Annotated in this window: 12 protein-coding genes; 5 read left to right on the plus strand and 7 right to left on the minus strand. The window is 48.7% G+C overall.

Annotated elements, in window-relative coordinates:
- Positions 1-3: 3 nt before the first annotated feature.
- From ABGT54_RS04455 to ABGT54_RS04475, 5 genes are read right to left on the minus strand one after another with little or no spacing between them, the layout of a single operon-like run.
- Positions 4-312, minus strand: coding sequence for a V-type ATP synthase subunit F (locus tag ABGT54_RS04455; RefSeq protein WP_346663012.1), 309 nt, complete (start codon positions 310-312; stop codon positions 4-6).
- A 1-nt stretch (position 313) separates the two neighbouring features.
- Positions 314-748, minus strand: a complete 435-nt coding sequence (locus ABGT54_RS04460) for an ATP synthase subunit C (RefSeq protein ID WP_346663013.1) — start codon at positions 746-748, stop codon at positions 314-316.
- Positions 749-773: 25 nt separating this feature from the next.
- Positions 774-2,711: a V-type ATPase 116kDa subunit family protein gene (locus ABGT54_RS04465; RefSeq protein ID WP_346663014.1), complete on the minus strand. Its 1,938-nt coding sequence runs from the start codon at positions 2,709-2,711 to the stop codon at positions 774-776.
- Positions 2,708-3,754, minus strand: coding sequence for a V-type ATPase subunit (locus ABGT54_RS04470; RefSeq protein WP_346663015.1), 1,047 nt, complete (start codon positions 3,752-3,754; stop codon positions 2,708-2,710). Before ABGT54_RS04470 ends, ABGT54_RS04465 begins: the two co-directional genes overlap by 4 nt.
- Before the next feature lie 4 nt (positions 3,755-3,758).
- A complete protein-coding gene (locus ABGT54_RS04475) occupies positions 3,759-4,070 on the minus strand; it encodes a hypothetical protein (protein WP_346663016.1) in 312 nt (103 codons plus the stop codon).
- A 168-nt stretch (positions 4,071-4,238) separates the two neighbouring features.
- Here ABGT54_RS04475 and trmB point away from each other — a divergent pair, with 168 nt between their 5' ends.
- From trmB to ABGT54_RS04495, 4 genes are all read left to right on the plus strand, one after another.
- Positions 4,239-4,904 (plus strand): tRNA (guanosine(46)-N7)-methyltransferase TrmB, encoded by a 666-nt coding sequence (gene trmB, locus ABGT54_RS04480; protein ID WP_346663017.1) that lies wholly within the window; start codon positions 4,239-4,241, stop codon positions 4,902-4,904.
- Positions 4,905-4,984: 80 nt separating this feature from the next.
- Entirely contained in the window at positions 4,985-5,134 is a 150-nt protein-coding gene (locus ABGT54_RS04485) for a hypothetical protein (protein WP_346663018.1), read from the plus strand.
- 1 nt (position 5,135) lies between these two features.
- A complete protein-coding gene (locus ABGT54_RS04490; protein ID WP_346663019.1) occupies positions 5,136-5,459 on the plus strand; it encodes a thioredoxin domain-containing protein in 324 nt (107 codons plus the stop codon).
- A 116-nt stretch (positions 5,460-5,575) separates the two neighbouring features.
- Positions 5,576-6,868, plus strand: coding sequence for a DUF1002 domain-containing protein (locus tag ABGT54_RS04495; RefSeq protein WP_346663020.1), 1,293 nt, complete (start codon positions 5,576-5,578; stop codon positions 6,866-6,868).
- A 155-nt stretch (positions 6,869-7,023) separates the two neighbouring features.
- On the opposite strand, the gene glgB is transcribed toward ABGT54_RS04495, so the two are convergent.
- Together glgB and ABGT54_RS04505 are read right to left on the minus strand one after the other, a co-directional pair.
- Positions 7,024-8,934: a 1,4-alpha-glucan branching protein GlgB gene (gene glgB, locus ABGT54_RS04500; protein WP_346663021.1), complete on the minus strand. Its 1,911-nt coding sequence runs from the start codon at positions 8,932-8,934 to the stop codon at positions 7,024-7,026.
- 144 nt (positions 8,935-9,078) lie between these two features.
- The gene (locus ABGT54_RS04505; RefSeq protein ID WP_346663047.1) at positions 9,079-11,949 is read right to left on the minus strand and encodes a hypothetical protein; all 2,871 of its coding nucleotides are present in this window, start codon (positions 11,947-11,949) and stop codon (positions 9,079-9,081) included.
- Between the two features lie 197 nt (positions 11,950-12,146).
- On the opposite strand from ABGT54_RS04505, the gene ABGT54_RS04510 reads away from it, so the two are divergent.
- Positions 12,147-13,760: a mannitol dehydrogenase family protein gene (locus ABGT54_RS04510; RefSeq protein ID WP_346663022.1), complete on the plus strand. Its 1,614-nt coding sequence runs from the start codon at positions 12,147-12,149 to the stop codon at positions 13,758-13,760.
- Positions 13,761-14,184 lie beyond the last annotated feature (424 nt).

The following is a 14,184-nucleotide window of genomic DNA, read 5'->3' on the forward strand; positions in this document are numbered from 1 at the left end:
TTCCTATAATTTCAACCCGATGGCCTCATTTACATACGAAGTGATAAAATCTTTCTTCCGGCCCGTTCCGTGCCGGTCAGGGATCTCTATCAGCAGCGGCATGGTCCGCTCCAGCTTGATCTCATTGATCAGTTCCGGAAATTCTCTTCCGAACTTTTCCGTCAGAAGAATGATGCCCACAGAGCGGTCATTCATAGCGGTCTCAAGGGCGCTTCTTAACTCCTGTCTTTCATGCACCACTACGCCGTCTACACCGGCCAGCCGCATCCCCGTCAGCGTATCGATATTATCACTGATCAGATACATCTTCATCTTACAGCTGCCCCAGGATCATAAAGGAGATGATCAGGCCGTACAGGCACACTCCTTCCGCAAGACCCACAAAAATCAGAGATTTTCCAAGCGCGCCTGAGTCCTCGCTGATAGCTCCAAGGGCCGCGCTGGCCGCGCTGGCTACGGCAATCCCTCCGCCCACACAGGATAATCCGGTGGACAAAGCCGCCGCCAGATAACCAAGACCGGTAGACATGGAAGCCGTCGCTTCCCCTCCTTCGGCAGCCTGCACCGGATCTCCGCCAAATAACATAATACCTGCAATCACAAACGCGCCAAAGAAGAAAAACACATTGGTCCCCACCGCGCGCCTGTAACGCTTTTTATTCCTCTCTCCGATCAGAAAGTATCCGAAAGGAATGATGATGCTTAAGATCAGTGCTGCTATGAGCAATACTTTTACTGTCAACGTCATGTTCTTATCCTCCTTATCCTAAAACCTATCTTTTCTGATTCTTATGACTGTGAAACGGCCGGAATTCTCTTCCGCTTCCCTTGTAAAACCGGCTGAACATCTCATAATATTCCAGTCGCAGCACCTGGATCCCTACAATGAGGCCTTCCAGGAGACATACGATCACATTTCCGATCACCACCACCAGCCAGTTGGGCGAACCGTCCTGGGCTCCGGAGAGCATCAGCACGACTTCCATGATCGCCGCATGGCTGACGGCAAACGCCCCGATCCGCACATAGGAAAGGGTATTGGAAAAATAACTCAACATGGTCTCGAACAGCTCAAAAAAGCCCTGGACCAGAAACATCACCTTTCCTTCTTCTATTTTTTTGTGATTGCGCTTCACAAGATTTGTAAGCGGCTCCTGGAACAAAAAGATCAGCACCGGCACGCCCAGGAATACGGCCATCATAATATTTCCCGGCGTCTTGTGGCCGCTCATATACAGCACCACCGTCAGCACAAGAAATCCGTAAAAGACAAGACCCGCAACCCCGTTATTGGAAAACCAGGCGCTCCTCGTATCATGACTCCGAAAAGCATTGATGATCTGAAAGACCATTACCAAAAGGTTCAGAGCCATGCCAAAAGCAATCGCCACCACAAACACCGTATTGAGCTGTCCCACAAAAGGAAGATTGGTCATGGCCGACACCGGATGAAGCCACAGCGCCGGGATCACATCCTCGAATCCGAACACACTTCCGAACAAACATCCAAACAACATGGAAAACAGCCCTGCAATGGAAATGATCCCCGCCAGATTGATCTTTTTTACAAGATACAAGATCCCTCCAACCGCAAACAGGCAGAATCCCTGTCCCACGTCTCCGAACATGGCGCCGAAAATAAAGGTATAGGTCAGAGCCACAAATATGGTGGGATCCATCTCCCCGCTGGCAGGCATGCCGTACATCTTTACAAACATTTCAAAAGGCTTAAAAAATCCAGGGTTTTCAAGCTTGGTCGGAGGATCCCCAAAGTATTTTTCCCGGTCTTCCTCCACCACTACCAGCACCTTGTCATCTTTTTCGGTTTCCTTCAGAAAAGCCTCAACATCGTCTTCTCCCATCCAGCCGCAGATAATATAGTAATCTTCCTCTTCATCCTCCATCCTTGCCGCCATCTTCCGCACGTCAAAGTTCCCGGCAAGTTCTTCCAGCCTTCGCTGCGCTCCCTTCAGCTGCGGCGCATGGCTTCTTAACAGCTGCGCGATCTCCTGCTCCACGCCCTCGATCTGTTCTCTGGCGTGATCAATATCTTCCTGCAGGTTTTCGCACGCCTGGGCCGGGGTGCCGACATACTCTTTGGAAAGCCGGATCTTCTCAAAATGCAGGGAATGAAAGATCGCGTCCGTTTTTCCTGCGTCCGCATTGGCCACAAAGTAGCAGCCGTACACATAATTTTCATTCCGGGCTCCCTCCAGAAAGATCGCGTTCAGATCCTCGTACAGATATTTCTCCAGTCTGCGATAGTAATCCGCATTGATCCTTCCAAACCGCACCCGCATATACCGGTAATTCATCACGTCGTGAAGATTCAGCTCCAGAGGCCGGAAGGGTTCCAGCACATTCAGCTTTTCCGTCAGCTCATCCACATGCTTATTCAGCCTCTCTTTTCTCTCCATCAGTTCCAGATACTGATGATTCAGATCCCGGATCATGCGGATCATCCCCTCCTGATCCAGGGAAAAATCCGGCTCCGGCGTCCGTTCCGGCAGCAGCGCGATAAATTCTTCCGCCTTATTTAATGGCTCCCGGTAGGGATTCACTTCCACAAACGGGAGCAGATTTTCCGTAGTTTTCAGCTCAGCGATGGCATTTTCCAGCTGCATCTCATGCCTGGACAGATACACCTCGCAGACCCTGTCAATATCGCTCCTTGGGCCGCTGATGCTTAAAAACTTCATCTTGACTATCATTGCTTCACCCCTTCCATATACGCAAGCGTCTCACTCCTTGGCAGGCCATAGCGGATACATTCCAGCGCAGTGGTCAGTTTATCAATCTCTTCTTCCTTGAGAAACAGATAAGTGTAGATCGCAGCGATCGAATAAGGATTCTGTCTTCGGTCCGCCAGATACAGCTTTCTAAGACAATCCTTCAGCGCCTGCTCCATCGTGCTCCTGCCCCCGATATCATATCTCCTGGCATAGTAGGTCGTTCCCAGCTGCCGCAGAAATTCATCCACCCCCGGAGTTTCCACCAGCGTCTTATATTCCCGCAGGCTTAACCGGTAGTGAATGGGGATCGTCAGGGCATAGATCTGGGGCGGCAGCATATGATAATATTTTTTCGCCCGGTAGACCCACTGCAGATTGAGAAGATCAATCTTGATCCCGCAGTCCCTGGTATACATTTTTCTTTCCTTCCCCGTAAGGATCCGGCGCTGCTGCCTCCACAGACTGGTAAAATAATACAGTTCCAGCGCCAGATCATAATCAAAAAGAGAAGCGCTTTCCAACTCCCGTATCTTTTTTAAAGGCCGGTAATATTCTGTATTCTGCAGATTGTCCACCAACTCTTCCACTGTCTGTGACGCGACGAGCGCATCGATAGAAATCTGAGAATATCTGTCAAAATATACTTTCTTATAATCCAGGTCAAAGGGGGTCTGATAATGGTTGCATACGATCCTCAGACAATAATTGATCACGTCGATCTCATATCGTTTCCAGTAGATCTTCAGAAATTTTTTCTGCTCCATTCCGCCAAACCGGAAGATCCTGCTGTAATCATCAAAGAGAGACTGATACAGGATCTTTTCTACATTCCCCCTGTGATAGAGCGCAGGGTCTATCCCCTCCAGGTAGGCGCTGTACGCCGGCTTTCCCTTCAGGAACTCCGTCACCTCCGGCACGCTCCGAAGTCCGGCGATCTGTGCATAATCCGCTTCTGTAAGAAGTTTTGCCTGCATGGCCCGGATCTTGGTGGCGATCCCACTGTATGTCAGTACATTTCCCATAAGCCTACACCTCTGTAATCCGCTTTAAGATTTCTTGGGCATATGCGGTATGCTTTTCTTCATATTCTTTTTTCAGGCTCTCGATCACGGACCGGTTACAGATCCTCTGCTCTTCCAGCGCCTGCTCCATCTGGTCCGCAGCCTTTTTTCTGATCTTTTCAATCTCTGCCTTTGTGTAACGATCCAGCTCCCTGTCAAAGGTATTTCTCTTCTCCTGGATCTCATGCTCCACTTCGGATTTACGGAGCTTAGCATGTTCTACGATATTCTCGGCAGTCTCTTCAATCTCTGCCAGTTTTTCCACAATAGACTCCATAGCCAGTCCTCCATTTCCATAAATATATCTAAATAATACACTGATTTGTTCAAATTTTCCAGACAATTTTCCACAAAGACTCTGCCGCGGGAAACCACATTGACTTTTCTTCTTGCAGACGCTAAACTATACTCCGTATAAAAAGCCCGTATTTAAGGAGGAAACACGATGCGCCTTAGAAATATCCCCCGGGCAGGGGAAGTCCTCAGCGAGTGCAAAGAAGTTGTTAAGAATTATAAAGACCAGAAAAATGCCTGGAATACAGTCTTTGGGAATGACCATCCCATCCACATCGAGATCGGCATGGGAAAGGGCCAGTTCCTTCTTTCCCTGGCTGCCCACAACCCGCAGATCAATTATATCGGGGTTGAGCGCTACTCCAGCGTGCTGCTCCGCGCTGTAGAAAAGTTTCAGCTTCTCCGCGAAGAACCTGCCGGACAGCCTTCCAATCTCCGGTTTCTCTGCATGGACGCAAGAGAACTGCCGGAAGTCTTTGGCCCCGGAGAAGTCGAAAAAATCTATCTTAATTTTTCCGATCCCTGGCCCAAAGCCCGCCACGCCAGACGACGCCTGACATCCGAAGCTTTCCTAAGTCTTTACGCCAGGATCCTTCCCGCCGGAGGTACGATAGAGTTCAAGACGGACAACCGGTCTCTTTTTGATTTTTCCGTCGAAGAAGTCAGCCGGTCTTCTCTTTTTACCCTGACCGGGCAGACCTTTGATCTTCACCGGGATCCGCAGATGAGCCGGGACAATATCATGACTGAATACGAAGAAAAATTCTCTGCAGCCGGCAATCCGATCTGCAAGCTGACCGCCAGGCGGGATCTTTAGATCTCCGCCGTTTTTTCGCGCATATCTCTTCCTTCCCGCATATATTATATGAAAAAGACATCTTTGGAAGAGGAAAACATATGAAACATCCTGGACGCAGACATTTCCGGCAGACCATCCTGAAAACCATCTGCAAAAACCCTTTTTTTCGCAAATTCACCAGACGCTTTCTGGCTTCTATGAGGGAAGTCTTTCGCATTTTAAACCACGGATACCGGGAGGTCCGCTGACATGATCACTCTGACTGACCAGACCTTTTCTCCGGAAATCACCCGCGCGGCGCTTCCTGCCATCGTCATGTTCTACGCCGTCTGGTGTCCCCGGTGCGCGATGATGAAGCCGGTGGCAGAAGCTTTGGAACACCGGCTTGAAGGCCGGCTTCTTTTTTACAAAGTAGACACCGATGCTTCCCCGAATATCTCCGCTGTCTACGCTCCCGATCTGGTCCCTGCCTTCGTCTGTTTCCGCAACGGCCGCTGCCTTGGCTCCATGTGCGGGATCATTGACGAGACTCTTCTGGAGCAGCGGATACAGAAAATCTTCAGAAATAGTTAATGGAGATTTTATTTGCATTTCACAGGAGATGTGTTATGATATGTGAGTCAAAAGCCAACAATGTATAAATAATAAGAAAAAGGGGGCCTGGTGCATTCACCATGCATATGAAAAAAATGAAACGAACATTACCGGTAATTCTGGCAGCTGTCCTTTGTACGGCATCACTTCCGCTTGCTGTACAGGCAGACAGCTCCAAGGTTGTAACTCTGGGCGCAAATCTGACCGGGGAACAGAAAACGTCCATGTACGAATATTTCGGAACCTCTGAAGATCAGGTACAGACCATTGAAGTCACCAATGCGGACGAACGCAAATACATGGAGGGCATTGCTTCCGAAGAGCAGATTGGTACCAGAACCTACAGTTGCTCTTATGTAGAGCCCACCTCTGACGGCGGCATCCAGGTGAAAGTTGCAAATCTGACGTATGTAACGAGTTCCATGATCGCAAGTACTCTCACCACCTCTGGCGTAGAGAACTGCAACGTGGTAGCCGCGTCTCCCATCGCCGTATCCGGCACCGGAGCTCTGACCGGCATCATGATGGCCTATGAGACTGCCAGCGGCGAGACGCTCGACGAAGGACAGAAGGCGGCAGCCACCGAAGAGCTTGTCACCACCGGACAGCTTGCAGACGCGGTAGGCGATGAAGCAGCTACCGGCATCATGAACGACGTCAAAGAACAGGTGATCGGAGAAGGCCTCTCCGATCCTGCAGACATTCAGGATGCTGTAAGCGACGCTGCAAAGACTTATAATATTACTCTGACAGAAGACCAGATGAACAAGATCACTTCCCTGATGGAGAATATCTCCCAGTACGATTATGATGTCAAAGCATTAAAAGAAACGCTGGACAACTTAAATGGTGAAAGCGGCGGCTTTTTCTCCAATCTGTGGGACACCATCACCGGATTCTTTGGCGGCGACACGGTAGGTGGCATTATCAATGAGACCAAAGACGAGATCCTTGGCTCTGATGTTATCACAGACAGCACCCTGGAAGATTCTTCCTCAGAGGAGGAAACCGCAGATCCGGCGACAGACACCGAAGGAAGCGGCGGCGGACTCTGGGACCGCATCGTAAGTTTCTTCGAGAATCTCTTTGGCGGCAGTGATGAAGACGCATCTACGGAAGAAGAAACCACAGACGAGGCTTCCGATGCGCTTTCCGGCGAGTCCACGGACGAAGCTTCCGAGGATTCCGAAACGGTCACAGAAGAACCTTTTGCCGATGAGTCGGCAGACGCTGACAGTGATCCTTCTGATACCGGCGTCACCGGAGGCGAATCCTCTTCCGACTCCGCAGCTGACAACACGACAGATGCCACAGGCGCAGATCCCCAGAATGGCGGCTCTGCAGACAGCCTGACAGGCGAAACTTCCGAACCTGCTGCTGCGAATTAAAACAAAACTGCCCTGCTCTGGCAGGCGCACCACCATAAGAAAGAGAGCGTATGATCTTCATACGCTCTCTTTCTTCCTATATCTCAGCTTATCAGAAAGTCAATCAGCCATTTCATCTGCATCCTGCAGTTGGCAAAAGAATCCAAAATTCACAATTAAAACTCAAAAATCGCCACCCCGTAAGGAGACAGAGGATATGCGAAGGAGTAGGGTCTTCCGTCACATTCCTGCTTTACGCCTTTGTAGACTGCCGGTTTCTTGCGTCCGTTTCCGCCGTACTGCTCCTCATCGCTGTCCATCACCAGCTTGTACTGCTTTCTTCTTGGCACTCCCACGCGATAATCCGCCCATTCCATAGGAGTGAAGTTGCAGACAAACAACAGATTCTTCTTGCCATCTTTGGAGTGTCTCATAAAACTGAAGATGCTGCGGTACCGGTCGTCAGCATTAATCCACTCAAAGCCCTCCCAGGAAGCGTCCATTTCATATAACGCCTTATTCTTTTTATAGAGATGCAGAAGATCCCGGAACCAGTTCTGGATCGCCTGGTGCTCTTTTTCCGCCAGCAGGAACCAGTCCAGTTCTCTTTCTTCGCTCCACTCTCTTAACTGGGCGAATTCCTGTCCCATAAAGAGCAGCTTCTTGCCCACATGCCCGATCATAAATGCGTAACCCACTTTCAGATTGGCATACTTGTCAAATCCAAGCCCGGGCATCTTATTGAGCATGGAACACTTCAGATGTACCACCTCGTCATGAGACAGCACCAGGATGTAGTTCTCACTGTACGCATAGCTCATGGCAAAGGTCATCAGGTTGTGATTGTCTTTGCGGAAATAGGGATCCAGCTTCATATATTCTGTAAAGTCGTGCATCCATCCCATATTCCACTTCAGGCTGAATCCCAGCCCGTCTTCTTCTACCGGACCTGTCACCATCGGCCACGCCGTAGACTCCTCTGCGATCATCAGCGCGCCCGGATTTCTTCCCAGCAGCACAGAATTCAGGTGTTTAAAGAAATCAATGGCCTCCAGGTTTTTGTTTCCGCCATATTTGTTGGCCACCCACTGACCATCCTGCTTGCCGTAGTCCAGATAAAGCATGGACGCCACTGCATCTACCCGCAGGCCGTCTACATGGAACTCTTCCACCCAGTACAACGCGTTGGAAATCAGGAAATTCCGCACTTCATTCTTTCCATAGTCAAAGATCTTGGTGCCCCAGTCCGGGTGTTCTCCTTTTCTTGGATCCTGATATTCAAAGGTAGGCGTGCCGTCAAAATCCGCAAGCCCGTGGGCGTCTCTCGGGAAATGCGCCGGTACCCAGTCCAGGATGACTCCGATCTTATTCCTGTGGAAATAATTTACCATCCACGCAAAATCCTCCGGCGTCCCGTATCTGGATGTGGGTGCGAAATATCCTGTCACCTGGTAGCCCCAGGAACCATCAAAAGGATGCTCCGCGATCCCGATCAGCTCGATGTGCGTGTATCCCATATATTTCATGTACTCGACGGCGTCTTTTGCAAATTCCCGGTATGTGTAGAATCCCTCATCCTCCCGGCCCGGATGCCGTTTCCAGGAACCGATGTGCGCTTCATAAACAGACATTGGCTCCCTGGTATGATCCCATGTTTTCCGCTGTTCCATCCAGGCGGAATCCGACCATTTTATATGGGACAGATCATAGACTTTCGATGCCGTTCCCGGCCGGAGTTCTGCATGAAATGCAAACGGATCTGCCTTGAAGATAAATTCCCCTTTATAAGTCTCTATGCAGTACTTGTACATATCATACTGCCTGACCCCTGGAATGAAGCAGGTATAAATTCCCAGAGGCTCCTCTCTTTCCATGGGATTCGCCTGGGTATCCCAGTCATTGAATTCCCCCACCACGGATACACTCTGTGCGTGAGGCGCCCATACCGCGAAATATACCCCTTCCGTTTTACCCTTCCGGACAAGATGGGCTCCCAGCTTCTTATAAATCTCATAATGGTTCCCCTGTCCGAAGAGATACTGATCCAGTTCTCCTACTTCATATGGTTTCTTTCTCTTTTTTGCCATATCGAACCCCCACATTTCTATCCTGTTCTGGACTCGCGGGCGAGTCCTGCGCCCTCACGGAGCGTATATCCATATTATACTTTAGATAGTCAAAAAAAAAAAGAGTTTTGACAAATCTATCTGTCAAAACTCTTATTTTTTTGATTAAATCTTAAAATCTTCTTCTTTCAGAATAATTCTGTCAGACTCATCAGTTCCCTTCTTAAACACCCGTCTGGCAAGATGCTTTACATTTGCTTTCTGGGAATGTTCAATGGCTTCATCCATAATCTCTTTTACTTCCGCAACAGATACCGCATGGTCCTCTCTCTGCATCACATCGATCCTGCTGTAGAGCGCCAGGATTCCCATCTCGTCCAGCTTGTATCCATTTTCTTTTGCGTAAGTCTGACCAAAGGTTACCAGTTCATCATTGATGAATACCGGGAGTTCCAGCCTGGAAGTAAATTTCTTTTTAAATTCCGGACTGATCGCCAGCATCCTCTCCAGAGGCTTCCTCTGATCTTCCAGTACAAACAGAAGCTCGCCCGTCTTCTTTTCCATCAGATAGTTTAATTCCTTGATGGTTCTGGAATTCAGTTTGCCCGCTTTCTCAATGATAATGGCTCCGCCCTTAAGTTTCTGGATAATGTTGGTCAGTTCCTTTTTATTCAAAGATTCGCCGGTAACAATGGCAACTTTTCCCTGCTTCAGATTTCTCTGCTTCTGGATCGCCTTTACAATATCAACTGCCAGAACCGTTTTCCCGGATCCTTTTCTTCCCACAACCAGAAGATTTCCTGTCTTGGAAGTTCCTTCTCTCTGGGCTCTCCTGTCATTATCCAGCACTTCTACGATCTGCTCGCTCATGCCTCTGACCGGAACGAAATAAGAGAATAACTTTTTCTGTTCCTCTGTCAGTCCGGCCTTCAGGCCAATCTCGCTGGTAGCGCTTAAGTCATATCTTCCGGTTACTACAAAGCCGGTATCAAAAGGAACACCGCTTCCCTTGGACTTCTTGATCCGTTCCTGGATCTCCTCCTCGGAAGGCTCTTCAATCTCCAGATCTTCTACATCAAAGGCTTCTTCCTCCGGCTCATCGTCCTCAAAGTCCTCTTCGTCCAGATCCTCTTCCGATTCATCCCCGTCGAAGTCTTCTTCCTCGAAGTCTTCCTCATCGAACTCGTCCTCGTCAAAGTCCTCTTCCTCGAAATCTTCCTCATCGAACTCGTCCTCGTCAAAGTCCTCTTCCTCGAAATCTTCCTCATCGAACTCGTCTTCGTCAAAGTCCTCTTCGGCCTCATCCTCGTCGAAGTCTTCCTCATCAAAGTCCTCTTCGGCCTCATCTTCGTCGAAGTCTTCCTCATCAAAGTCCTCTTCCTCGAACTCGTCTTCGTCAAGAGCTTCCTCTCCGAAATCTTCTTCAAAGTCTTCCTCATCAAAGTCCTCTTCCTCGAACTCGTCTTCGTCAAGAGCTTCTTCCAGGTCGTCTTCGTCAAGATCCTCTTCGTCGAAGTCTTCCCAGAACTCCTCATCTTCTGGTTCAGAATCTTCCTGTTCAGGATTCTGATTCATTTCTGCCACCAGTCTTACCAGATCATCCGGAATCCTCTGGGTTTTTCCTTCTCCGGCAATTCCGGCTTCCGCAGCTTCTGCGGCCTTCCTTGCTTTTTCTGCTTCCGCGGCCTTTCTCGCTTCCTCAGCTTCTGCGGCCTTCCTTGCTTTTTCTGCTTCCGCGACCTTTCTCGCTTCCTCGGCTTCTGCGGCCTTTCTCGCTTCCTCGGCTTCTGCGGCCTTCCTTGCTTTTTCTGCTTCCGCGGCCTTTCTTGCTCTCTCTGCCTCTGCAGCTTTACGCTCGACTTCTTTGCGTTCTTCTTCTTTCCGGCGATCTGCCTCTTCCCGCTCTTTCTGGAGCCGTTCCTCGTCCTTTACCTTCTGTTCGGCGATGGCCTGTGCGTGTTCTTTCTGCTTTTCTTCCCACTCCTGCAAGATGTCGTCGATCCGCATCTGGCTGGTGATCCGAAGATCTTCTTCCTTCTTTTCCATTGCCTCTTTTTCAATATTAATACCGCTTGCAAGCGCAACGCCGGTCGCAAGCGCTTCTTCTAATGTAGCGCCACGCACCACCTGAGTGATCGCGGAATGCTTCTTCTCTTCCGGCTCATCCGTGGATCCTTCCATCTCTTCCACTTCCCGTACCAGGTCAACGGATGGGATTTCTTCTGCTTCCGGAACTTCTTCCACAGCTTCCTCTGCTTCCGGGATCTCTTCTTCTACAGCTTCTTCTGTCTCAGAAACCTCTTCTTCCACAGCTTCTTCTGTCTCAGAAATCTCTTCTTCCACAACTTCTTCTGTCTCCGGGATCTCTTCTTCTACGGCTTCCTCTGCCTCTGAAACCTCTGCTTCCACAACTTCTTCCGCTTCTTTAACAGCTTCTGCCCTGCGAACCTTCTTCACAGCGCCCGGTCTGCTGTCGTACTTTTCCTGCTGCAGCGGCGTCAGTGGTTTATACTTCATTTTCAGTTCCATTGCCTTATATACATATTCGCCCTCACTGAACCAGAGGATCAGATCATCACACTCTTCCAGACATTCTGCGGTCATCCCCGCCTCGTGATAAAGAGCGGCCAGCTCATACGCCCATTTTTCCACATACTCCGCTTTCTTAAATTCCTCCAGAGCCTGGATCTGCTCTGTAAGCGGCGCTCCCTGCGCCCGAAGAATCTTGTATTTTAATATGTACTGATTGGGATCCCTCGGTGCAAGTTTTACATATTCTTCATAACAGTCAGACGCCTCTTCCACATCATTGATCTTCAGTGCGAGCATCCCCAGGCGATACACGATCTTCCTGCTCCCCGGAGATCTGTCAAATGCGGTAAACAGGATGTCCCTGCTCTTCTGATACTCGTTATTGTATTCATAAATCTCACTGACCGTATTGAGCATAGAGGCACTTTTTACCCTGCGCCAGTCAATGGTATCTGCGATCTCCATCGCCTTCTTATACTCTTTCTTTTCCAGATACTCCAGCATCTGTTCTGTTTTTACCCGATATTCATATTTATCCAAAACGCTCACCTCAAAATATACTTTCCTATTTTAGAATTATACTTCTATTAGTTTATCATACGCCTTATCTATTGTCAAAATATACACGAATATTTGTTACAAAAATATTACATTTTGTGGTATGATACAGGTATATCAGACTTTCAATAAGGAGGTGCATCATGAAACTATCGTTAACCGGAATCCAAAATCACTCCAACTGGGATGCCGCCGGCATCACCCTGCCCGGTTATTCTGTGGAAGCCGCGGCAGAGCAGGCAAAAAAAACCCCCCGCTGGGCACATTTCGGCATCGGGAACATTTTCCGCATCTTTATCGGCGGTATTGCCGACGACCTGCTGGAAAAAGGAGAACTGGACACTGCGCTTACCTGCATCGAAACCTTTGATTACGATGTGGTAGACAAAATCTATGCCCCCTTCGACAACCTGGGCCTTAGCGTCATCCTTCACAATGACGGCAGCCGCGACTACAAGGTTCTTGGCTCTTTCGGAGAGGCCCTGAAAGCACAGAGTGCAGACCCCGTCCTGTGGACACGCCTGAAGGAAATCTTTTCTTCTCCCTCTCTTCAGCTGGTTTCCTTTACCATCACAGAGAAAGGATATGCCCTGACCAATCCTGCCGGAAACTATCTTCCTTATGTGCAGGCAGATATTGACAATGGACCGGAAAAAGCCACCGGCGCTATGGGCATCCTGACCGCCATGCTGCTGGAACGCTTCCGCAGCGGAAAAACCCCTATCGCCCTTGTTTCCATGGATAATTGTTCCAAAAATGGAAGCCTTCTGCGACGCTCTGTCATTACTATGGCAGAAGAATGGCAGAAAAAGGGCTTTGTAGATGCAGATTTCCTCGCTTACGTCAGTGATGAGACCATCGTTGCCTTCCCCTGGACCATGATCGACAAGATCACTCCCCGCCCAAATCCAGAGATTGCCAAAGATCTGGCCGGACTGGGACTGGAAGATATGGATCCTTTGGAAACCTCCAAACGAACCTATATCGCACCGTTCATCAACGGCGAAGATCCCCAGTACCTGGTGATTGAGGATAACTTCCCCAACGGACGCCCTGCACTTGAAAACGGAAAAGGCGTCTATCTCGGAAGCCGCGACACCGTTAATAAGTCAGAACGGATGAAGGTGACCGCTCTTCTGAACCCGGTCCACTCCGCCGTCGGACCTTTTGGCGTACTTCTTGGCGAAGAGTATTTTGCCAACATGATCAACAGCAATCCGAAGCTTATGAAGCTTGGAAAAATGGTGGCTTATGATGAAAGCCTTCCCATGGCTCCGGACCCGGGCATCATCAATCCGAAAGCTTTTGCGGATGAACTGTTCCAGCTTCGCTTTGTCAATGAATATCTGCTGGACACCAACATCCGGCTTTGCACCGACGAATCCCAGGGATTAGGCGTCCGCTTTGGCGAAACGATCAAGGCCTACACCGCAAAATATGGCAGCGCCGAACAACTGATCGCTATTCCTCTTGGCATCGCCGGCTGGATCCGCTATATGATGGGTGTTGATGATCAGGGCAATAGCTACACCCTGGCTCCAGATCCACTGGCCAAAGAAATGACGGAGATCTTAAAGGACATTGAGATTGGAAAACCTGAAACTTTAAAAGATCAGCTTAACCCGATTCTTTCCAATGAAACCATTTTCTTTACAAATCTTTATGAAAATGGTGTCGGAAACAAGATCGAAGAACTCTTCCGCGAAATGATCGCCGGCAAGGGCGCTGTCCGCGCTGTCATTGACAAATACTTGTAACAGAGCATAAAGAAAACAGCCATTACGGTCACCGTGATCATAATGGCTGTTATTTATTTAATTTTATCATATATTTTATATTTAATCGGAGGATTGTTTGAAATTCTTATCGTTCCTCTTATCTATTTCAAATAGATTATAACTCAAAGTCTTGGATAAATATACATATATTTTATCTTCGATATCTTATCTATACTCCCTATTTTCTATATGAACTACTTCCATGGCTATTAAAATATCTATAACTGTTTCAATTATAGCCAGTGCCCTTATTATTTGTCTATAATCGTATTAAGTTATTCCTTCTATAACCTTTCATTCTATATAGCAAGTACTTTGTATAAATCTGATATATTAGGTAATGTTTCTTTACACATCGTCTAATATCTTTGAACTATTGTGGTATCCTTCTCAATATGTCTGC

The sequence above is a fragment of the uncultured Merdimonas sp. genome (genome assembly GCF_963929015.1).
GTDB lineage: Bacteria > Bacillota > Clostridia > Lachnospirales > Lachnospiraceae > Merdimonas.